Below are 21,030 nucleotides of genomic sequence, written 5' to 3' on the forward strand. Positions count from 1 at the left end.
TCCTTACTTGCCGGCGTCCTTGCGGACCGCGATCTCGGCTTCGGCATAGCGGGTGATCTCGAAGCCGGCAGCCACCTGGCACATCTGCGGCTTCTTCCAGGTCTTGGTCATGGGACTGCTCCATTTCACGCCGGGATATCCGGCCTGGAGAGAGAACTAGGGTCGAGGGCGCTCGTTCGCCAACCGCAGGCGCATCAAAGCATGTTGATGCAGAGGTGCCGCGTGGAAGGGGAACGCGATCGGATCGGCGTCCGTCCCGAACCCGGCATGCGTTGCCGATCGGAACGAGTCCGCGGCCGCAAACTGACGGCGCTGGAGCCGGTCGTCGATCGAGACGGCTTTCCACAGAGGCGGGGGCCGGCTCCCCGCCGTGCCCGCGAACCGACGAGCGCGCCCGAAACCGATGGTCGCTTTCGGGTTCATCGCCGTCGCCGTCGAGCGGCAACGAACCGTCCTGGCCTCGATCTTCCGTAGGGGAAGGCAGATGACAACGCCGTTCGGGCTTTCAAACCATGCGTATGTCTCATGCGAGGGATGGGCACGTGGCATCGGACGGTCGTTCCCAAGTGTTCTCTGGCTGAAAACGGAACGAGTTGGGACACTTGCCTTTTAACGATGATTCGGTTCCGAGACTTATCAAGGGTTCGTCGGTCTGGACACGATGAGTTACGTGCCCATGCCGATCTTCTTCACCTTTTCCAATTCTTGCTGCAATCTATCTGGCGATCCGTCCGAATCTGACGTTGCGTCACCGCTCTGCTCGTGCGTTGATCCGTCTCCTGGTATGGTGGAGTGTGTCTGACGATGGAGCCTTCGAGCGCGACCGAACTCGCGGGCTTCCGGCGCCGGGTGGCGGCATTCCTGATCGACTGGGCGATCTGCGCCTTGCTCCTGGCCTGCTACGCCGTCCTTCTGTTCGCTGCAACGAACGGGCGCTCGCAATTCATCCCGGATCTCGTTCCCCGCGGGTGTCAGGAGGTCGATCCCGTTCCCTCCGGACTGACGTTTCCGGGTTTCAACCCGAACCAGGCCAGGTTTTGCCGCCAGACCATCTTCGGCTGGCCGGCCGCCCAGATCCTGACGCTGACCGAAAGCACCGTCGACGGGTACGTGACGATCAATCGCAATGTGAGGCTGGCGATCGATGCGGATAGGATGACGGAAGGCGGCGACGTCAACCGCACTCCGACGGAAGCGCTCCTGGTCCTGTTCCGCCTTGTCCTCGATACATTCGCGCGGAGCCCGGGGCGGCGCATCTGCGGCATCGCCGTGGTGGATGGCGCGACCGGTCGCAGGGCCTCCTTCTCGCGTCTCTGGCGCAGATACCTTCTCTATTCGATCCCGATCGGCATCGGCTATCTCGACCTTATACCCGGCGCCCCCGATGTTTGGTCATCCGACGGGTCCAGATTTTCCATCGGCGTCGGGCTGCTTCCGATTCTCGCCATTTTCGCGCTCCTGTTCTGGAACGTCGTGTCGATCAACGCGCGCCGCCCCGCCTATTACGACCGCCCCGTCGGCACCTCCGTGGAACGGCGCTGACGGTCGGGTTGCTCTCGACGCGTCCCGCGCTGGACGGCGCCACGATGAACCGCTGCTGGCCGATATCCATCGCACGTCTATCTGCGCATGGTGACGGCGTGGAGTCCGCCGCCGAGGGGTCGAGCCATGAACAAACGCAAATTCCTGAAGCTCGCGGCCTTCGGTGGTGCCGCGTCGATCGGCGCGGGAGCCGCGGCGAAGGTCTACGGGGCCAGTGCGCGCTATCAGGGGCCGATCAGCGATCATTTCGACGGAACGCGCTTCTTCAATCCCGGCGGCACCGAGCCGAACGGGTTCGGCGACCTCCTGCGCTGGCGCCTCAACGGCGAGCGCGCGACCTGGCCGGAGGCCTGGCCCGAGGCGCCTCGCTCCGTGACGCCGGAGGCGCGGGTGTCCGGAGATACGCTACGCGTCACGATGATCGGCCACGCCTCGCTGCTGATTCAGACCGAGGGCCTCAACATCCTGACCGATCCCGTCTATTCGGATCGCGCCTCCCCCGTCGCCTTCGCCGGCCCCAAGCGCGTCAACGCGCCGGGCGTTCCCTTCGAGCGCCTGCCGCCGATCGATCTCGTTCTCCTCACGCACAACCACTACGACCACATGGATCTCGACACGCTGGCGCGGCTCAAGGCGGCCCACGACCCGCTCGTCGTCACCCCATTGGGCAACGACCTCATCGTCGCCCCGCGCGTGCCCGGCCTGCGCATGCACGTGCAGGACTGGGGCGACACGTTTTCGCTCGGGGCGTTCACCGTCCACTGCGAGCCGACGCACCACTGGTCGGCGCGAGGCCTGCTCGATCGGCGCAAGGCGCTCTGGTCCTCCTTCGTCGTCGAGGGGCCGGCGGGCCGCATCTACCATGTCGGCGATACCGGCTTTCATTCCGGGATCAACTACCGCGAGGCGCAGCGCAGGCACGGCAGCTTCCGGCTCGCATGCCTGCCGATCGGCGCCTATGAGCCGCGCTGGTTCATGAAGCCGCAGCACCAGAACCCGGCCGAAGCGGTGGAGGGCTTCAAGCTGCTCGGCAGCCCATATGCCGTCGGCCACCATTGGGGCACGTTCCAACTCACCGACGAAGCGATCGAGGCGCCGAGAACGGCGCTTCGCTCCGCCCTCGACGACGCGGCCATCGCGCAGGAGCGCTTCCGGCCGTTGATCCCCGGCGAAACCTGGGACGTTCCGCCGGTCGCCTGAGCGCGCGGGACGGGGTCTCTCCATCGCTCGCCAGGATGGACCTTCCGGCAGAGCCCGTGTGGATGTCGATCGCGCCGGCTCCCGTCAAACCGGTTGCAGCGTTGGGTGGCCGAGCGCAAGCGAGCCGGTCACGCGAGCGGTGCTTCGTCGCCGGCATCGACGCGAGGTGGCACGTACCGCGCGGCCAGGGCCTTGACGTCGACGCGGGCCTTGAGGCGGGCGGCCAGCAGGTAGGTGCCGCCGACCTTGCGCTGGAGGAACAGCGCGTCGGTCGGCGGCAGGCGCCAGAACTCGCGCTCGTCGGCAAATTCCAGGCCCGCCTCGCGCAGGCGGCGCAGGATCGCGGCGTCGCCGAAGTCGAAAAGGTCCGAGCCGAGCAGCGGCGCCTTGGCGAGGTCGAACATCGCCAGGATCCTGTCGCGGTGGCGCTGCGGCAGGCGCTCGTCGACGAGGCCCATGCGCGTCAGCGCCGCCGCGACGCCGGCGCGGTCGTCGGCGAGGCCCGCCACGGCGAGCGCCCGGCAGGGCTCGACGAAGCCCGCGGAAAAGGCCCGGGTGGCGCCGAAGTCGAGCAGCACGATACGCCCGGTCTGCGGCTCGTAGCGGTAGTTCGCGAGATTGGGGTCGGTCTGCATGAGCCTGAAGACGAAGAGCTCGCGCAGCGCGAGATCGACGAGCCGCGCCGCCACACGGTCGCGCTCGTCCTGGGGCATGCGCTCCAGCGTCTCGATCGGCACGCTGTCGCAATAGTCCATTGCCAGGACGTCGCGGCCGGTGAGGTCGCGATGGACGGCAGGCACGCGAAAGTCCGGATCCTCCGCGAGGAGCGCCGCGAAGCGCTCGAGGCAGTCCGCCTCGCGCTCGTAGTCGGCCTCCTCGTGCAACTGGCGCTTGGCCTCGCGCAGGAGCGGGCCGACGTCGAGATGCCGCGGCACCAAGCCGGAGAGACGCAGCAGCGTCGCGACATTGTCGACGTCGCTGTCGATGGCGCGGCGCACGCCGGGATACTGGATCTTGATCGCGAGATCGCGCCCGTCGTGCGTCCTCGCCCGGTGCACCTGCCCGATCGAGGCGGCGGCGATCGGGTGGAACGAGAAGCGCTCGAAGCGTTCCAGCCAGCCCGGCCCCCACGCGCGGTCGAGCACCGACTGGACCTGGGCGCGCGGCATCGGCTCGGCGTCGGCGCGCAGCCGCGCCATGATGGCGGCGAGCTCGGGCGGCAGGATGTCGCCGGCCTCCATCGAGATCAGCTGGCCCATCTTCATCGCGGCGCCGCGCAGGTTCGCCAGCTGCCCGGTGACCCGCAGCACGTTGGTCGGGGTCATCAAGAGGTCTTCGAGGCGCGGGCGCTCGCCGCGCGCCAGGCGACCGGCCCCCTCGGCCAGCATGCCGCCGGCGACGCCCGCCGCCATGCCGCCGAGCCGCGCGAGCCGCGACAGGCGGCCGCCGGGAACGGGCGAGCCGGCGGAGGGGGGAACGCGAGGCGCCATGGCGATGACCCTTTTTTGGCGAGGGGACCTGGCGGTGCGCGCCCGGTTCTTCCTGGCAGGGACCTGCGTCCACCCGAGGGGACGGCAAGCCCGAGCGGGGCGATCGGCGCTCGCGGCCGGTGCGGCATGATCGCTCGCGGCCCCGCGTTCGGCCCCGCATGGGGCGGACGGCGACGCAGCGCGCGACCCCATGCGGCGGTGGCGCGGCATACCCCCCGCTGCCATAGTGCAGGGCGGCGTCGCCCCAGTCCCGGGCGCCTTCCGGACACCGCGTCATCGGAGTGCAGGCATGCCCGAAACCCTGATCGATCGCATCTATGAGGCCGCCGTCAATTCCGAGCTCTGGCCCGACGTTCTCGACGGCATGGCGGACGTCGCGGGCGCCGAAGGCGGCGTCCTGTTCGCCGCCGGCACGGGCGCGCCGAAATGGACCTCGTCGGAGCGCATGCGCCCCCATATGGAGGCCTTCGTCACGCAAGGGTGGGCGGCGCGAAACGACCGCGGCGACGCGGCGTTCCGCAAGGGCCTGAACAGCTTCGTCACCGACCACGACACGCTCACGGCCGAGGAGATCGAGGCCAGCCCGATCTATCGCGACTTCTTCCGGCCCCGCGGGCTCGGCTGGTCCATCGGCACCTCGATCGTTCCGATGACGGGCGACGTCCTCGTTCTCAGCTTCGAGCGGGCCTACCGGCGCGGTCCCGTCGAGGTCGCGGTGAAAGACAGGCTCGACCCGCTGCGCCCCCATCTGGCGCGCTCGGCCTTCACCGCCGCCCGCTTCGGGCTGGAGCGGGCCCGGGGCATGGTCAGCGGGCTGAACGTCATCGGCCTCGCGGCGGCGGTGGTCACGGCGTCGGGAACGATGATCACGGGCAACGCCCAGCTCGAGGCCATGTCGGACGTCGTCCTGCAGGGCGCGTTCGACCGGATCTCGCTCGCCGATCCCGCCGCGCAGCGCGCGATGAGCCTTGCCTTGAAGGAACTGTGCCGGGGAAGCGGCCATCCGCTGCCGCCGATGACCTTCGCGATGCGCCCGGACGAGGGGCAGCCCGTGGTCGCCCATCTGATCCCGCTCGTCGCGACCGCGCGCGACATCTTCGGCCGGGGCGACGCGCTCATGATCCTGTCGCGGATCGGGCAGGGCGGCGTGCCGGGCACGACGCTGCTCGAGGCGGTGTTCGACCTGACGCCGGCCGAATCGCGCGTCGCCCGCAAGGTGGTGGAAGGCGTGCCGACCGCCCTCATCGCCGAGGCGCTCTCCATTTCCTACGAGACGGTGCGGACGCAGATGAAGGCGGTCTTCCGAAAGACCGGCGTGGCGCGCCAGGTCGATCTCGTGCGGCTCGTCTCGGGCCTGCCTCGCGTGTGATCCGGCAAGGCCGGACGCAAGGGCTTGCCTTCTCCGCGCGGATGCGGGCAGCGTCCGCGCGGATCGAACAGCGGGACGGGAACGGCGATGGCGCGACTGCGGACGGGCTCACGGATGGCAGGCGGCCCGATGCAGTTCGCCGTCTCCACCGAGACGCAGATCGGCGGCGCCGTCACGCTGCCGCCCGATCGCTACACGGGAACGGTGTCGTGGCGCGAGACGATGAAGCGCGGCGGCTTCGAGCGGTCGAAGAAGAGCTACCGGATCGAGCTCGACCCGGAGGACGTCCTGCGCTGGGGCGGCGACCCCGGCGCCGGCGAGAGCCCTTGCGTCATCGACATCACCGAGGACGTCGCGTCCGGCGCCATCAAGGCCCTCTGAGAGCGTCCGCGTCGCTGCGAGGGCCATGCGACGGTGCGGCGAGACGTCCGGGCTGAAGCCATGTCGTATTCGGGCGGAGCGTTCCCGGCGGTCGATCGTTGGGCCCTCGTCTTCGACGCACGCAAGGGATGCCCCATGACCAACGATCCGCGCACCAGCCAGCCGACCCGATTTCCCGGCGAGCCGCACCAGTCGGCCCCGGGCTTCGAGTCGAAGATGCGCACCCGGCCCGACCACGGCGAGGAGACCTATCGCGGCAAGGGGCTGCTCGAGGGACGGGTGGCGCTGATCACGGGCGGCGATTCGGGCATCGGCAAGGCCGTAGCGATCGCCTATGCCCGCGAGGGCGCGCATGTCGCGATCTCCTATCTCGCCGAGGAGCAGGAGGATGCCGAGGAGACCAAGACCTGGGTGGAGAAGGCAGGACGGCGCTGCCTGCTCGTGCCGGGAGACCTGCGCGACCCCGCTCATTGCGCGGCTCTCGTGGAGCGCACGGTGGGCGAACTCGGCGGCCTCGACATCCTCGTCAACAACGCGGCGGCGCAGACCGTCAACGACGACCTCGCCGACATCGACGACGCCGCGATGCAGGGCGCGTTCGAGGCCAATGTCTACGCGATGATCCGCCTGGCCAAGGCGGCGGTGCCGCACATGAAGCCGGGCTCGGCCATCGTCAACTCGACGAGCATCCAGGCCAAGGTCGCCTCGGAGGGCATGATCGTCTACGCCGCCACCAAGGGTGCGATCTCCAGCCTGACGATCGGCCTGTCCAACCTTCTGGCGCCCAAGGGCATCCGGGTGAACGCGGTGGCGCCCGGCCCGGTCTGGACGCCGATCCAGCCGATCGCCAAGCCGACGGACGAGCTGGAAGTGCTGGGCAACGACACCCCGCTCGGCCGCGCCGGCCAGCCCGCCGAACTCGCGCCCGCCTATGTCTGGCTGGCGTCGGGCGAGGGCAGCTACATCAGCGGCGCGGTGATTCCCGTCACCGGCGGCATTCCCATGTACTGATCGCCCGACGAGACGGGCGCCGGATGGCCTCTGGCCTCCGGCGCAGGTGCTGCGCGATCGCGTTCGGATGCCGCCTGCGGATGCCGAGACCCGCCGAATGCACGTGCGATGGCCCGCCTAATGGCGATCGCAGCGCCGGGACGTCTGGCGCGGGGCCGACTTCTGTCCCATATCAACTCTCTAACGTTTCCAGAGGAAGGCGCGCCCATGCGGACACCGAATTACAATTTCGAACGCCAGGAGCGCGACCGGGCCAAGAACGCCAGGAAGGCCGAGAAGGCCGAGGCGAAGTCGGCCAAGCGCGACACCGAAACCCGCACGCAGGAGACCCCCGTCGAGGACGCCGACCGGCAGCCCGACGCGGCGAAGACCTGATCGCTGAAAGCGACCCCCATGGCATCCCCCAAGACCCCGGCCTCGGCCGCCGCCCAGAAGGTGGCGGCCGAACTGCCCTACGATCCCACGGCCTTCTCGCAGAAATACGGCATCCCGCCGAGCGAGGCGAAGACCATCATCAAACGCTACGGCCCGTCGCGCAAGAAGCTCGACTCCTACATGGCCGCGCGCGAGGCGTAAGCCGCTGACGAGACCGCCGGCGGCGCCGGCTGGATCAAGTGCATGACGATCAAAAGGCCCCGTCGATCCGTTCGCCGGGGCCTTTTCGTCTCTTTCGGCAGGCGCGGGAAGGCGGGATGGATGCGGTTCGTCCGCCCGGCAGGCTCCGTTCGAGCCTGCCGGGCGTCATCGAGATGCCCGGCACGAAGGCTCGGCGGTCGCAGACGTGTTCGCCGGAGGCGACGAAAACGCCATCGCCGACGCTGCCGGACGATCCACCCGATCGAACGGCATGTCGGCTCCAGCCTCTCGGGCCTCTCGGCTTCGCACCGACCGGGCTCATCCGGTCGGGCGCCGGGCCCGCGTGTCGTCGCGGCCTCGCTCTCGCAGTCTGGAGGTCAGGGGGCGGGGGGCGAGGGCCAGCCCTTCATCGTCAGGTCCACCACGCGCTTCAACTCGTCCGCGCTGGCGCCGCCCGTGGCCTGCACCGACATGCCGTTGGCCACCGCCATGACGTAGCGCGCGAGCGATTGCGGGTCGGCGTCGGCGGGGAGGTCGCCGGCGGCCTTCCATTCTTCGAGGCGGGCGCAGAGGCGCGCTTCGCCCGCGGCGCGCCGCGCGTTGAGTTCCTCGCGGATGCCGTCGCTCGCTTCGCTGCAGACGAGCGCGCCCTGCACCATCAGGCAACCGCGGGGGGCGTCGTCGCCCGCGCCCGCGAAGCTCATGAGCAGCCGCTCCACCGCCCGGCGCGAGGTCGGCTCGTTCAGGACGTCGCAGGACGGGTCGGCGCGCATCGCGCCGTAGCGGTCGAGCACCTTGCGGAACAACTCCTCCTTGTTGCCGAACGCGGCGTAGAGGCTGGGGCGCGTGACGCCCATCGCCTCCGTCAGGTCGCTCAGCGACGTGCCCTCGTAGCCCCGACGCCAGAAGACGTCGAGCGCCTGGTCGAGGGCCTTGTCGGCGTCGAACTCTCGCGGGCGACCCATACCCATCTGATTTCCAGTCCTTCTCCTTGGGCAGCGATGGCCGCTTCCGACTTCTATATCGATCGGTAAAATAATCCGTTGACAGGCGGAAGCCAAGCCCCTATCTCGATCCTTACCGATTGGTATGGAAGTCCCGACGGCTCGCCCGGTGCGATCGACCTTCGATCAAGACGAAAAAGCGGCCGAAGGGTTCCGGGACCTCGTCATGCGGCACCGCCGCCCGGCAGCATCCGCCAATCCGCCCGCCCCTCACGGGCTCGACGACCGACGCCGGCTCAGGCCGACGTTCTCCACCAACCCTTGAGATCGAGGACCCGCCGTGGCTCCCCCTTCGACCCTTGCCGGTCGCGGGATCGTGCACGCTCGTCCCGACGCAGAAGGATCCCACCCCATGACCCGCTCTCTCCTCGTCGCTCTCCCGCTCGCCGCCCTTCTCGCCGCTTCGGTGGCTTCCGCCGAAGGGCTCGTTCCCGGCTCCGACACCGGAACGCGCGACGCCCAGGCGTTCCAGGACAATTCCGTCGGCATCGGCCGGTTCGCCGATCCGGCGGCCTCCGCCGAGCGCGGCTACGGCTATCCCGTGACCCCGCGTGCGGCTCCCACTCCAAGCCAGCGGAACGACGCGGCCCGCACCGATGATGTGCGCGGCCCGGGCGACGGCACTCGCCGGCCCGCCCCGGCGGTGGGTGCTCTCGTTCCTGGTTCCGACAGCTTCTGAGCCGGAGGGCGGCGGCTCGCGGACTCCTTCGCAAGCCGCCGCCCCCCTTCGCCTCTTGGCGACCCGCCCGACCCCCCGCATCCCATCGCTCGAGGAGACGCGCGTGCCGAACCCGACCGCATCCCCCATCCCCTTTCTCGCCGCCCGAAGCCCGGCGCCCGCCCTGTGGCGCCGCGCCATGCAGGCGCTCGTCCGGCTCGACCGGCACCTGATCGCGCTCGGCGATCCCGGCGCCGTGCCGGGCCCCATGACGACGCGCCGATCCGGCGACCCCGGCGCCCGGCCGGCCGGCCATGAGCCCGGCGCCGTCAGTTCCCTGCTTCTCTGAACAGCGCGCCGTCCGCCGGACCCGTTTCGTCCGGCCGCTTTCCGCTCCTTCGAGGTTTCCCCATGTCCACGATGCATCCTTCGATCAAATGGGCGCTCGCCTCCGTGGCGCTCGTCGGCGCTGCTTTCGGCGGCACCGGCTTCGGGCCGGGGGCGGGCGATGCGGCCCGTGCCGACAAGCCCGCAGCGGCCGCGATGCCGAGCGCCACGCCCGCCTCCGTCGCGCGGGTCGAAGCCCGCCGCGTCGCCACCTGGACGAAGCTCTCGGGCCGGCTGGAGGCGGTGGAGCGGGTGGAGCTGCGCGCGCGCGTCGCCGGGGCGCTGGAGGCCACGCACTTTCGCGAGGGCGCGCTCGTCGCCCGAGGCGATCTCCTCGTGACCCTCGATCCCGCCCCGTTCGAGGCCGCCGTCCTGCGGGCGCAGGCCGCCGTCGAGGGCGCCGAGGCGCGGCTCGCCTTCGCCGCAGGCGAGCGCGAGCGCGGTCTGGCCCTGCAGGGCACGCGCACGCTCGCCGCCAGCGACGTCGAGCGCCGCGTCCAGGCCGGCCTCGAAGCCGCCGCCGATCTCGCATCCGCCCGGGCGGCGCTGCGCACGGCCGAGCTCGATCTCTCCTACACGCGCATCCGCGCGCCGATCGCCGGGCGCATCGGGCGCATCGAGGTCGATCCCGGCAATCTCGTCGCCGCCGGCGCGGGCTCGCCGGTTCTGGCGACGCTCGTCTCCGTCGATCCGATCTATGCGAGCTTCGACGTCGACGAGGCCACCGTCGGCCGGGCGCTCGCCGCGCTGCCGGATGGCAGGCGCGAGGCGGTGGAGGCCATCGCGGTGGAGATGGACCGCGGCGACGGCTCCGTCGCGGCGGGCCGCATCCAGATGATCGACCCCGCGGTCGATCCGGTGAACGGCACGGTGCGCGTGCGCGCCAGCTTCCCCAATCCCGGCGGCCGGCTGATGCCCGGGCAGTTCGCGCGGCTTCGCCTCGGCGAGCCGCAGGCCGGCCCCGCCGTGCTCGTGTCCGAGCGGGCCGTGGGCACCGACCAGGACCGCAAATACGTGCTGGTCGTCGATCGCGACGACAAGGCCGAGTACCGCAGCGTCACGCTCGGCGCCGCCGTCGACGGCCTTCGCATCGTCACCGAGGGCCTCGACGCCAATGAGCGCGTCGTCGTCAACGGGCTGCAGCGCATCCGGTCGGGCGCGCTTCTCGCGCCGCAGATGGTGGCGATGGACGGGGCGGGCGACCCCAGCCTGCAAGCCGCCGCCGAGCCCGCGCAGCCGTAACCACTGTCCCGAAGGGACTTTGCCGCCATGACCTTCTCCCGCTTCTTCATCGACCGGCCGGTGTTTGCCGGCGTCCTCTCCGTCCTGATCTTCCTCGGCGGCCTGCTCGCGATCTTCGCGCTGCCGATCAGCGAGTATCCGGACGTGGTGCCGCCATCCGTCGTGGTGCGCGCCAACTATCCGGGCGCCAACCCGGCCGTCATCGCCGAGACGGTGGCGACGCCGCTGGAGGAGGCGATCAACGGCGTCGAGGGCATGCTCTATATGTCGAGCCAGGCGACGACGGACGGGCTGATGACGCTGACCGTCACCTTCCGGCTCGGCACCGACCCCGACCAGGCGCAGCAGCTCGTGCAGAACCGCGTGAGCCAAGCCGAGCCGCGCCTGCCCGAGGAGGTGCGCCGCCTCGGCGTCTCCACGATCAAGTCCTCGCCCGACCTGATGCTCGTGGTGCACCTGACCTCGCCGAACGGGCGCTACGACCTCACGTATCTGCGCAACTACGCGCTCCTCAACGTGCGCGATCGGCTCGCTCGCATCGACGGCATGGGGCAGGTGCAGCTCTTCGGCGCCGGCGACTATTCGATGCGGATCTGGCTCGACCCCGAGAAGACCGCCGAGCATGGCCTCTCGGCCGGCGACGTCGTGGCCGCCATCCGCGAGCAGAACGTGCAGGCCGCCGCCGGCGTCGTCGGCGCCTCGCCAAGCCTCGAAGGGGTCGACTTCCAGCTCTCCGTCAACGCGCAGGGGCGCCTGAAGGGCACCGAGGAATTCGCCGACATCATCGTCAAGACGGACGCCGCCACCGGCGCGATCACGCGCATCCGCGACATCGGCCGGGTGGAGCTGGGCGCTGCCGAATACGCCCTGCGCTCGCTCCTCGACAACGAGCCCGCCGTCGCCATTCCGGTGTTCCAGGCGCCCGGCTCCAACGCCATCGCCATCGCCGACGAGGTGCGCGCCACGATGGCCGAAATCAAGCGGACGATGCCGGACGGCGTCGACTACGCCATCGTCTACGACACCACGCAGTTCGTGCGCGCCTCGATCGACGCCGTGGTCCACACGCTGCTCGAAGCCGTGCTGCTCGTCATCGTCGTGGTGATCCTCTTCCTGCAGACGTGGCGCGCCTCGATCATTCCGCTGCTGGCGGTGCCCGTGTCGATCGTCGGCACCTTCGCGGTGATGCATCTCCTCGGCTTCTCGATCAACGCGCTGAGCCTCTTCGGGCTGGTGCTGGCGATCGGCATCGTCGTGGACGACGCGATCGTGGTGGTGGAGGATGTCGAGCGCAACATCGAGAACGGGCTGGCCCCGCGCGAGGCGACCTATCAGGCGATGCGCGAGGTCTCCGGGCCGATCGTCGCCATCGCGCTGGTGCTCGTCGCCGTCTTCGTGCCGCTCGCCTTCATCTCCGGCCTGACGGGGCAGTTCTTCCGCCAGTTCGCGCTGACGCTGGCGATCTCCACCGTGATTTCGGCCTTCAACTCGCTGACGCTCTCGCCCGCGCTCGCCGCCCTGCTGCTGCGCGGCCACGACGCGCCGAAGGACCGGTTGACGCGGGCGATGGACTTCACCCTCGGCTGGTTCTTCCGCGGCTTCAACGGCGTGTTCCGGGCGGGCACGCGCGCCTACGGCCGAGGTGTCGCCGGCATCATCTCGCGCAAGAGCGTGACGATGGCGCTCTATCTCGTGCTCGTCGGCCTGACCGTCGTGCTCTTCCGCACCGTGCCCGGCGGCTTCGTGCCGGCGCAGGACAAGCAGTATCTCGTGGGCTTCGCCCAGCTGCCCGACGGCGCCTCGCTCGACAGGACGGAGGAGGTCGTGCGCCGCATGACCGCCATCGCCCTCGACGTGCCCGGCGTCGAGAGCACGATCGCCTTCCCCGGCCTCTCGATCAACGGCTTCACCAATTCCTCCAATGCCGGCGTCGTGTTCCTGACGCTGAAGCCCTTCGAGGAGCGGCAGACGCCCGAGCTTTCCGCCGGCGCCATCGCGGGGCGGCTGAACGGCGAGTTCGCGGGGGTGCAGGAGGCGTTCACGGCGATCTTCCCCCCGCCGCCGGTGCAGGGGCTCGGCACGATCGGCGGCTTCAAGCTGCAGATCGAGGACCGTGCGGGCCAGGGCTACCGGCCGCTCGACGCGGCGGTGAAGGGCTTCCTCGCCGCGGCCCGCTCGGCGCCCGAACTGACGGGTCTCTTCTCGGGCTACCAGATCGACGTGCCGCAGCTCTTCGCTGACGTCGACCGGGCGCGGGCGCGCCAGCTGGGCGTGCCCATCACCGCGATCTTCGACACGCTGCAGATCTATCTCGGATCGCTCTACGTCAACGACTTCAACGAGTTCGGCCGCACCTACTCGGTGCGGGTGCAGGCCGACGCCTCGTTCCGGGCGCGGGCCGAGGACATCGGCGCCCTGAAGGTGCGCGCCGATTCGGGCGCGATGATCCCGCTCTCGGCGCTCATGAACGTCGAGACGGTGGCGGGCCCCGAGCGGGCGCTGCGCTACAACGGCTTCCTCGCCGCCGACGTCAACGGCAACGCCGCGCCGGGCTTCTCGTCCGGCCAGGCGCGCGCCGCGGTGGAGCGCATCGCGGCCGAGACCCTGCCGCCGGGCTTCGCCTTCGAATGGACCGAGCTGACCTATCAGGAGATCATCGCCGGCAATTCCGGGCTGGTGATCTTCCCGCTGGCGATCCTTCTCGTGTTCCTGGTGCTCGCCGCGCAATACGAGAGCCTGACGCTGCCGATCGCCATCCTCCTCATCGTGCCGCTCGCGCTGCTGGCGGCGATGGCGGGGGTCTGGTGGACAGCCGGGGACAACAACGTCTTCACGCAGATCGGCCTCATCGTCCTCGTCGGACTGTCGGCGAAGAACGCCATCCTCATCGTCGAGTTCGCGCACGAACTGGAAGGGGCGGGCCGCACGCCTCTCCAGGCCGCGATCGAGGCGAGCGCCTTGCGGCTGCGCCCGATCCTGATGACCTCGCTCGCCTTCGTCATGGGCGTGCTGCCGCTCGTCCTCTCCACCGGCGCGGGCGCCGAGATGCGCTCGGCGATGGGCGTCGCGGTGTTCTCGGGCATGATCGGCGTGACGCTGTTCGGCCTGTTCCTGACGCCGCTCTTCTACGTGCTCGTGCGCCGCCTCGGGCGGGGAAAGGCGCCTACGCTCGCCCCGGCACCCGTCGTGGAGGCGCACGCGCTCGTGCCGTGACGCCTCAGTCGAGAATGACGTGCGGCACGAAGCGCGAGAGGTTGCGGGTGATGCGTGAGCGGTCCTCGCGCATGCCAAGGCCACAGGCGCGGTCGCCCACCACCCAGGAGCCGAGCACCGCGAACTGGCCGTCCGCCTCGAAGAGCGGCGTCAGCGCCTGCACCACCGCCGGCCCCTCGCCGTAGTCGCCCTCGGAGGCCTCGGTCTCGGCGCCGCCTTCGGTGATCGCGACGTTCTCGCCCTCGCGCGAATGCAGCGGTTTGCGGACGCTGTCGGGAAGTTCGCCGCCGCGCGGGTCGTCGGCGAAGAACGCCGGCAGGAGGTTGGGATGGCCGGGATGGCGGGCCCAGAGTAGCGGCAGGATGCCCTTGTTCGAGAGGATCGCTTTCCAGGCCGGCTCCACCCATTCGGTGCCCGACCCCGCCAGATGCACCGCGAAGGGCTCGCGCATCATGTCCTCCCACGGATAGAGCTTGAAGCAGCGGTCGATCACACGGTCCATCGGGTCGGTGAAGCGGCCGAGCGCATCGACGCCGATCGCCGCGACGTCGATCAGCGCCGTGCGGTGCCCCGCCTGCACCGCGCAGTCCATCAGATAGGCGGCGGTGCCGCGGTCCTCGTCGTTGGCCGTGACGGCGGCGAAGTGGAAGATCGGGCCGGGCGGGAAGGCGGCGAAGGCCTCGATGAGGCTTTCCTGCAGGAGGTTGAACTGGTCGGCGCCCTCGGGCAGGCGGCCGAGCTCGATCTGGTCCTGCAGCCAGTTGTGCTGGAAGTAGGCGCTCTCGAAGACGGCCGTCGGCGTGTCCGCGTTGTATTCGAGGAGCTTCGCCGGTCCCTCTCCGCGATAGGCGAGATCGAAGCGCCCGTAGAGATGACGCTGGCCCGAGCGGAAGGAGTCGCGCACCACGTCGAACAGCGTTGGCGGAATGGCGAGGCGTTCGAGATCCTCCTCGCGCTCCACGACGTCCGCCACGAGATCCATGCAGAGATCGTGGATCTCCTGGCTCGGCCCCTCCACCTCGCGCTCGATCTCGTCCATCGTGAAGACGTACATCGTGTCGTCGAGCCAGTAGGGCTCGCCATACATCTCGTGGAAGCCGAAGCCGACGCTCTCGGCCTTCGCCCGCCAGCCCTCGCGCTCGGGAATCGCCGTGCGCTTCATCCTCAGCCGCCGAACGACGAGCCGCGGCTCGACGACATGCCGCCGAAGCCCTGGCGCGAGACGGTGCGCGTGTTGACGTTGACCGGGCGCTGCTGCGGCGCCTGGCCGATCGCCACCGGGTCGGAGCGGTAGGAGACGCCCGACCGGTTGGTGTAGATCGGCACCGACGAGTAGCCGCCGGACTCGCGCTGGCGCTGATAGGCGCCGTAGTTCGAGAGGTTGGAGATCGCCGAGGAGATCAGGTAGCCGGTCATGAAGGGCATGAAGAAGCTGCCGCTTCCCGAGCCCTGCGTGCCCGTCGCCGCCGCCGGGGTCTCCAGGCACCGGCCGGCGCCGTACTCGGCCTCGCAGGCCGCCTGTCCGTCGAATTTCGGCGCGTTCTTCAGGTGTGCCTGCATCGCCTGCTGGTATTCGGCGTCGCAGGTCTCGGCATCGACGCCGGCCTCGATGCACTGGGCGGGCGAGGAATAGGCCGCGTCCTGCGCGGGCGCGTCGCCGCAGGCAGCGAGCGAGAGGCCGCCGGCGGCGATCGTGCCGAGGGCGAGGAGCGGGCGGCGCGGGGCGGTGAAGCGTCGGGTCATGCCGTCCTCCGGCTCAATAGGTCATGCAGGCGGCGTTGAGCATGCCGACCGCCACCGCCACGCCCGCCGTCCAGATGCCGGCGGCGACCTCGCCGTCGGTGATGCGCCCGGGCAGGCGGCTCATGGTGAGCGCCGCGCCGAGGAAGGCGATGGCCTGCACCACCGCGCCGACGAGCGCCCAGATCAGGAAGTCGACGATGGAGACCGAGTTCGCCGCCGCCGAGGCGAGCGGCAGGGAGAAGCCGATGATGGCGCCGAGAAAGGCCACCACCGCGGCGTTGTTGCCGGTGCGGATCAGCCGGAGCTCGTGATGCGGCGTCACCGCCGAATAGACGGTGGCGAAGACCGCGAGCGCCGCGAGGCCGGTGACGAAATAGGCCAGGAACGCCGGCAATCCGGCGACATATCCAAACATGCGGGTCGCAATCCTCGAAGGGTGGGAGCGGTCCGATCGACGGTTCCGCCAGAGGGAAAAGGGGCGAGGTGTCAGAGCCGGCGCACGTCGCCGGGCAGCAGGCCGTAGCCGATGATGAATTCCACCGAGGCGCCCTGGCGCCTCGCGTCCTGCCCGAGATCGCGCTCGATGTTGATGAGCAGCATCTCGCGCGCGTTGGCGAGGGCGCGCGCGTAGAGCATGCAGGACTGGTGGATCGAGCGCCGGCCGCGGGCGTCCTCGATGTCCTCGACGAACTCCACGAGATCGGCTCGGCCCTCGCCCTCGCCCCAGAAGCGCTCGAAGACGAGGCCGTCGGCGTCGTAGCGCGGCTGGCCGACGACGCCCGCGGGTCCGCGCCACTGCGCCCACTCGCGCTCGTTCGCGGGCACCACGCTGTCCCACGGCCGGTAGAGGCTGACGTCGAAGATCTCCTCGCCCGGCGCGCCGGTGGGCGACATGACCTGCAGGATGCTGTCGTCGTCGCCGTAGTAGCGCGAGAGCACGGTGGTGGCGTCGAGCCGCGCCTCGCCATAGGCGGCGACGAGCATCATGCCGCCGGCGGGAACGGGCATGGCGGGGGCGGCGCCGGCGAGTTCCGCCTGCAGGCTCAGCGTGTCGATCTCGACGCCGCCGCGCAGCGCGATGCCGAGCGGCCCGCGCTCGGGGGGCGTGTCGGCCGGTTTGTCCTGCGACCCCCAGCCGAAGAGGCGTCCGATCATGATTGCCGCCTTGGTCCTGTCTCGTACAATCGTTAGATACCTCGCGGCCACCTCGAATTGAAGGTGGGAACGACCACAAGGGAGAGAGCGATCTTGGCTGTCTGGAATCTCGCCTCGCTGACCGAGCTGTTCGCGTCCGATCCGGCCGCGCTCGGCGACGTCGACGTGACCATCCCGCCGGAAGGCGACGTCATCCGCGTGACGCTGAAGGAGCGCGGCCATCTCGACGTGTTCGTGGCCGCCGGGGGCGACCAGGTGCTGGCGAGCGTGATGCTGGCGCCCGCCGCCAGCGTGCCGCGCCGCGAGGCCTTCGAGCGGCTGGTGCTGAAGACCCACAAGCTGGTGCCGCTGTCGACCTTCGGCATCTCCATCATCAACGGCGAGGAATGGTACGAACTGTTCGGCTCGCTCTCTGCCCATTCGCCGGCCGAGATCGTGGTCGAGGAAGTGGCGGTGCTGGCGGCCAATGCCGAGGACGCCGCCCATCTCATCGAAGAATGGAAGAACGGGGAGATCGCGGAATGAGCGTCTGGGGCAAGCTGTTTTCCGCCGTGCGCGGCGGCGTCAACGAGGTGGCGGAGGGCGCGGCGGACGCGCAGGCCCTGCGCATCCTCGACCAGGAGATCCGCGACGCCGAGGCCGCGCTGCGGCGCGCGCGCTCCGATCTCGCGGGCATCATGGCGACCACCAAGTCGCTGGCCCGCAAGGTGGAGGAGGCGCAGGCCAAGGACGCCAAGGACATGGATTCGGCGCGCGCCGCGATGGCCGCGGGGCGCGAGGATCTCGCCCGCGGGCTGGCCGATCGCGTCTCGAAGAACCGCGCCGAGGCCGCGCGCGACCAGGCCGAGCACGAGCGCCTGCAGGCGAGCCAGGCGCAGATGATCCGCGCGGTGCAGGACACCGAGACCCGCATCCAGACGATGCGCCGCGAGATCGAGGGCGTGAAGGCCAACGAATCGCTCCTCAAGGCGCAGTCGGCGATCGCCTCCAGCCATGCCGGCGTCAACTCGCGCCTCGGCAGCGCGATGGAATCGCTGGAGCGCGTGAAGAAGCGCCAGGAGATGACGGCGGGCCGCATCGAGGCCGGCGCCGAGCTGCAGTCGCTGGAATCGGGCTCGGCGCTCGACCGGGCGCTGCTCGAGGCCGGCATCGGGGGCGGGCGCCACTCCTCCGACGACGTCTTCGCCGAGCTTCTGCGCGGCGAGAAGGCGCCGGCGATCTCGGGCCCCGCGGCGCCGGACCGCCAGCTCGGCTTCGACCCCAAGCCCTGAACGAAGTTGGCGGATCCGACCTCCACCAGAGGGCGGATCCGCCACCGATCGCCAGCATCGATGCCGGCTTCGCCGGTTCGGGCACCTGTCCGACGGCTCGCCGAGATCGTCGATCGGGCGAAGACGGCGCCCGACGCCGCATCCCCGGTCACCTGCGGCTTCGGCTTTGCCGCGCCTTGCAAAATCACGCGCCATCGAGCCGCATCGTGGAATTCTCGCGACGGCACGCGTCCGATCCTTGGTCGCCCACCCGTCGCGCCGACTGCCGCCAAGTCCGCTCGACACCGGGCCGGGCCTTTGTTCGGGAAGTTGCCCTTCGATCCCTCTCGCGTCACCATGGCGCATCGCGCCCGTCGGCCCGTACGACATTGGAGGCTTCGGGCCCGCGAGCGGCGCAGACCCCGACCGTCTTCGTCTCCCCGTCAAACGGCTTCGTAGCCGTGCAAGGATTTCCTCGGTGGATCGTGGTACGGCAGGGCCCGCCAAGTCGACCAATCAGAGTTCAGATGCAGACGATCCTGGGACACATCGAAGCGCTCCATCACGAAAGCGGATCGTTGGTGTGCGTCTACGACCCGGACGATCGCGTCTCCTATGCCAACCCGGCTTTTCGATCCGCGTTCTTCCTCGGACATGACGAGCGCCCGCTCTGGTGCGATCTCATGAGACGCAATCATCGCTTGGGACGAGGCTCGCGCATCGACGCGCCCGACTTCGAGGGCTGGCTTGTCGCGACCCTCTCCCGTCGTGCCAAGCTTGCCCACCGCAGCTTCGAATCCGACCTCGTCGACGGGCGCTGGCTCTGGATCGTGGAGACGACGGTGGCGAGCGGCTGGGGCATGTTCGTCGGAAGCGACATCACGGGTCTGCGGCTGCATGACAGGGCCCTGAGAAAGGCTCGCGATCGGGCCTTGCGCGAAGCGCAGACGGACGATCTGACCGGTGTTTCCAACCGGCGGCACATGATGTCGATGCTCGAGGCGTTCGTCACCGGGCAAGCCGTCGGCGGGTTCAGGCATGGATGCGTCTGCATCCTCGACATCGATCATTTCAAGCGTCTGAACGACACCTACGGGCATCAGGTCGGGGACGAGGCGCTGATCGCGGTCGCGCGCTGCGCTCGGGCGACGCTTCCGGTCAAGGATGCGTTCGGTCGCCTCGGCGGCGAGGAGTTCATTCTCATTCTGCCGAACCGGTCGCTTGCCGAGGGGAGGCTCGTCGTCGAAGGGCTCTTGGATGCGCTGCGAGCCTGCCGTCTCTCATCGCTCCATCCGGATCTGAGGCTCACGACCTCGGTCGGAATGACCGAGATATGCATGGGGGACGACGCGCGCATCGTGTTGTCTCGCGCCGACAGACTGCTCTACGAAGCCAAGGCCGCGGGGCGCGACCGTCTGGTCTGCGGGTAAGACGCGGCCCTTCCCATCTTCCAGGACGTTCACACGCATCGGGGCGGACGAGAACGCCGACGCGTTGCCAAGGGAGCGGCGGGGTCGCATGGGAGGTTGCTCGCCAACCCAAGAACCGAGTGTGCGGGAACGCCCGACGGCGACCCTGCCGGGGTTCTCGCCGTTGCCCCCGCCGCCTGCCTCTCATCCTCCCGTCACCTCCATCGACCGCCGGCCGAACGCTCCGGACCCCGCGTCCAATGGCGCCGGTCCCGGTCAGGGCACGGCGGTGCGACGGGCGCCCGGTACGGTCTTTATCTTCCATTAACCGCATCGGCCGACCCTGGTCGCACCGAAACAGGACATCGAGGCCTCTTATGAACGCGATGAAACGCTCCCCGACGCTCGGCATCATGGCGGGCATGCTGGTCTTCGCCGTGCCGTTCGTGGTGGTGATGGTAAGCTGAGCGGCGCAATGCCTTCAGCGGGGTTCGGGTAAGGCTTGGCCGGTCCGGAATGACGCGCCGTGCCTTGCGGGCTCCGACGCGAAAGCCTGCGCCGCGGGCGGCGAGCGGCCGGTGACGGCGTCCGCTCGTCGTCCCGGCAGGCAGCGCCGCAAGGCCGTGCCCCGTCAGCCCAAGCTTGGCCGGTGAGCGGCCATGAAGACGCGGATGCCGCTCTCGATCGTGGTGGCGACGTGCTCGGGCGTCAGCGGGCGGAGGGCCAGGAGCCCGGTCATCGGAATGTCGCCGGCCACGAGCTGTAGGAACTGCACCGCCGCCAGCCGGGGATCGGGCACCTGAAGCTCGCCGCGCTCGCAGGCCCGCTCCAGAAACTGCGCGATGCGGGCCTGCAGGATCTTCGGGCCGGCCTCGTAGAACACCCGTCCGAGCTCGGGCCGGCGCGGCACCTGCGCCACGATGGTGCGGTAGAGGGAGATGGCCTCCGGCCCCGCGAGCATCGCCATGAAGTTGCGCGCGATCGTGCGAAGCACGGCCTCGACGTCGCCGCCGGGACCGCCGGCCGACCAGACGGCCTCCTCGATGGCGCGGCACTGGTCGCAGACGAGCGTCGCGAACAGCATCTCCTTGCTCTCGAAATGGACGTAGAGCGTCGCCTTAGAGATGCCGGCGCGCCGGGCGATCGCGTCGGTGCTGACGGCGTCGTAGGGCTGTTCGAGAAACAGCGCGCGCGCCGCGTCGAGCACCTGTCGCACCTTGGCGTTGGTCCGGTCGGGTCCCGCCGGCCGTGATCCTTCGCCGACCTCGACCTCGTTCCCGACCGAGCTGGCGGCGACCCCGATCCCGGTCGCGTCCGACCCGTCCGAGGTCGGCGGGAGCAGGGTCGATCGAGGCTGCATCGAGTTTCCGGTGTTCCGAGCCGACCGGATCGTCGGCGCC

The 21,030-nt window shown here is 69.8% G+C and carries 22 protein-coding genes; 14 read left to right on the forward strand and 8 right to left on the reverse strand.

The features are described 5' to 3' along the window. Positions 1–3: 3 nt before the first annotated feature. The gene (gene pqqA, locus GGR04_RS24590) at positions 4–111 is read right to left on the reverse strand and encodes a pyrroloquinoline quinone precursor peptide PqqA (RefSeq protein ID WP_376769870.1); all 108 of its coding nucleotides are present in this window, start codon (positions 109–111) and stop codon (positions 4–6) included. 693 nt (positions 112–804) lie between these two features. Here pqqA and GGR04_RS16350 point away from each other — a divergent pair. Both GGR04_RS16350 and GGR04_RS16355 read left to right on the forward strand, forming a co-directional pair. Beyond that, entirely contained in the window at positions 805–1,542 is a 738-nt protein-coding gene (locus GGR04_RS16350; protein WP_183201000.1) for an RDD family protein, read from the forward strand. Between the two features lie 126 nt (positions 1,543–1,668). Next, complete coding sequence (locus GGR04_RS16355; RefSeq protein ID WP_183201001.1) at positions 1,669–2,742, forward strand: MBL fold metallo-hydrolase; 1,074 nt, start codon at positions 1,669–1,671, stop codon at positions 2,740–2,742. Between the two features lie 128 nt (positions 2,743–2,870). Here the strand turns inward: GGR04_RS16355 and GGR04_RS16360 are convergent, their stop codons facing one another. Beyond that, positions 2,871–4,232: an ABC1 kinase family protein gene (locus GGR04_RS16360; protein WP_183201002.1), complete on the reverse strand. Its 1,362-nt coding sequence runs from the start codon at positions 4,230–4,232 to the stop codon at positions 2,871–2,873. Positions 4,233–4,521: 289 nt separating this feature from the next. Between GGR04_RS16360 and GGR04_RS16365 the strand changes: the two genes are divergently transcribed. The 5 genes from GGR04_RS16365 to GGR04_RS16385 all read left to right on the forward strand — a co-directional run bounded on the left by GGR04_RS16365 (position 4,522) and on the right by GGR04_RS16385 (position 7,569). Beyond that, positions 4,522–5,601, forward strand: coding sequence for a helix-turn-helix transcriptional regulator (locus GGR04_RS16365; protein ID WP_183201003.1), 1,080 nt, complete (start codon positions 4,522–4,524; stop codon positions 5,599–5,601). Between the two features lie 87 nt (positions 5,602–5,688). Beyond that, positions 5,689–5,982 carry a hypothetical protein gene (locus GGR04_RS16370; RefSeq protein ID WP_210291838.1) on the forward strand — a complete coding sequence of 98 codons (294 nt, stop codon included), beginning with the start codon at positions 5,689–5,691 and terminating at the stop codon, positions 5,980–5,982. Between the two features lie 135 nt (positions 5,983–6,117). After that, complete coding sequence (locus tag GGR04_RS16375) at positions 6,118–6,993, forward strand: SDR family oxidoreductase (protein WP_183201005.1); 876 nt, start codon at positions 6,118–6,120, stop codon at positions 6,991–6,993. Positions 6,994–7,200: 207 nt separating this feature from the next. Next, positions 7,201–7,368 carry a hypothetical protein gene (locus tag GGR04_RS16380; protein ID WP_183201125.1) on the forward strand — a complete coding sequence of 56 codons (168 nt, stop codon included), beginning with the start codon at positions 7,201–7,203 and terminating at the stop codon, positions 7,366–7,368. An 18-nt stretch (positions 7,369–7,386) separates the two neighbouring features. Next, on the forward strand, positions 7,387–7,569 hold the full coding sequence (locus GGR04_RS16385; protein ID WP_183201006.1) for a DUF3606 domain-containing protein: 183 nt from the start codon (positions 7,387–7,389) through the stop codon (positions 7,567–7,569). 377 nt (positions 7,570–7,946) lie between these two features. On the opposite strand, the gene GGR04_RS16390 is transcribed toward GGR04_RS16385, so the two are convergent. Then, positions 7,947–8,540, reverse strand: coding sequence for a TetR/AcrR family transcriptional regulator (locus GGR04_RS16390; protein ID WP_183201007.1), 594 nt, complete (start codon positions 8,538–8,540; stop codon positions 7,947–7,949). Between the two features lie 385 nt (positions 8,541–8,925). Between GGR04_RS16390 and GGR04_RS16395 the strand changes: the two genes are divergently transcribed. The 4 genes from GGR04_RS16395 (at position 8,926) to GGR04_RS16410 (ending at position 14,073) form a co-directional block, all read left to right on the forward strand. Next, the gene (locus tag GGR04_RS16395; RefSeq protein ID WP_183201008.1) at positions 8,926–9,252 is read left to right on the forward strand and encodes a hypothetical protein; all 327 of its coding nucleotides are present in this window, start codon (positions 8,926–8,928) and stop codon (positions 9,250–9,252) included. A gap of 103 nt (positions 9,253–9,355) precedes the next feature. Next, the gene (locus GGR04_RS16400; protein WP_183201009.1) at positions 9,356–9,580 is read left to right on the forward strand and encodes a hypothetical protein; all 225 of its coding nucleotides are present in this window, start codon (positions 9,356–9,358) and stop codon (positions 9,578–9,580) included. A 62-nt stretch (positions 9,581–9,642) separates the two neighbouring features. Continuing rightward, positions 9,643–10,860 carry an efflux RND transporter periplasmic adaptor subunit gene (locus GGR04_RS16405; RefSeq protein WP_246393231.1) on the forward strand — a complete coding sequence of 406 codons (1,218 nt, stop codon included), beginning with the start codon at positions 9,643–9,645 and terminating at the stop codon, positions 10,858–10,860. A gap of 27 nt (positions 10,861–10,887) precedes the next feature. Beyond that, complete coding sequence (locus tag GGR04_RS16410) at positions 10,888–14,073, forward strand: efflux RND transporter permease subunit (RefSeq protein ID WP_183201010.1); 3,186 nt, start codon at positions 10,888–10,890, stop codon at positions 14,071–14,073. Between the two features lie 4 nt (positions 14,074–14,077). On the opposite strand, the gene GGR04_RS16415 is transcribed toward GGR04_RS16410, so the two are convergent. From GGR04_RS16415 to GGR04_RS16430, 4 genes are all read right to left on the reverse strand, one after another. Beyond that, positions 14,078–15,235, reverse strand: a complete 1,158-nt coding sequence (locus GGR04_RS16415; protein ID WP_183201011.1) for a glutathionylspermidine synthase family protein — start codon at positions 15,233–15,235, stop codon at positions 14,078–14,080. Positions 15,236–15,237: 2 nt separating this feature from the next. Continuing rightward, positions 15,238–15,816, reverse strand: coding sequence for a DUF1190 domain-containing protein (locus GGR04_RS16420; RefSeq protein WP_183201012.1), 579 nt, complete (start codon positions 15,814–15,816; stop codon positions 15,238–15,240). 13 nt (positions 15,817–15,829) lie between these two features. Continuing rightward, positions 15,830–16,231 carry a DUF350 domain-containing protein gene (locus GGR04_RS16425; RefSeq protein ID WP_183201013.1) on the reverse strand — a complete coding sequence of 134 codons (402 nt, stop codon included), beginning with the start codon at positions 16,229–16,231 and terminating at the stop codon, positions 15,830–15,832. Positions 16,232–16,302: 71 nt separating this feature from the next. Next, entirely contained in the window at positions 16,303–16,971 is a 669-nt protein-coding gene (locus GGR04_RS16430) for a DUF2491 family protein (RefSeq protein ID WP_183201014.1), read from the reverse strand. Between the two features lie 93 nt (positions 16,972–17,064). Here GGR04_RS16430 and GGR04_RS16435 point away from each other — a divergent pair, with 93 nt between their 5' ends. The 3 genes from GGR04_RS16435 (at position 17,065) to GGR04_RS16445 (ending at position 19,651) form a co-directional block, all read left to right on the forward strand. Continuing rightward, positions 17,065–17,496 (forward strand): YjfI family protein, encoded by a 432-nt coding sequence (locus GGR04_RS16435; RefSeq protein WP_183201015.1) that lies wholly within the window; start codon positions 17,065–17,067, stop codon positions 17,494–17,496. Further along, a complete protein-coding gene (locus tag GGR04_RS16440) occupies positions 17,493–18,242 on the forward strand; it encodes a PspA/IM30 family protein (protein ID WP_183201016.1) in 750 nt (249 codons plus the stop codon). The genes GGR04_RS16435 and GGR04_RS16440 overlap by 4 nt, the downstream gene beginning before the upstream one ends. A 506-nt stretch (positions 18,243–18,748) precedes the next feature. Then, on the forward strand, positions 18,749–19,651 hold the full coding sequence (locus tag GGR04_RS16445) for a GGDEF domain-containing protein (protein ID WP_183201017.1): 903 nt from the start codon (positions 18,749–18,751) through the stop codon (positions 19,649–19,651). A 610-nt stretch (positions 19,652–20,261) separates the two neighbouring features. Here the strand turns inward: GGR04_RS16445 and GGR04_RS16450 are convergent. Continuing rightward, entirely contained in the window at positions 20,262–20,990 is a 729-nt protein-coding gene (locus GGR04_RS16450; protein WP_183201018.1) for a TetR/AcrR family transcriptional regulator, read from the reverse strand. Positions 20,991–21,030 lie beyond the last annotated feature (40 nt).

Origin of the sequence: Aureimonas pseudogalii, from assembly GCF_014196835.1 — a bacterium.
Taxonomy (GTDB): domain Bacteria; phylum Pseudomonadota; class Alphaproteobacteria; order Rhizobiales; family Rhizobiaceae; genus Aureimonas; species Aureimonas pseudogalii.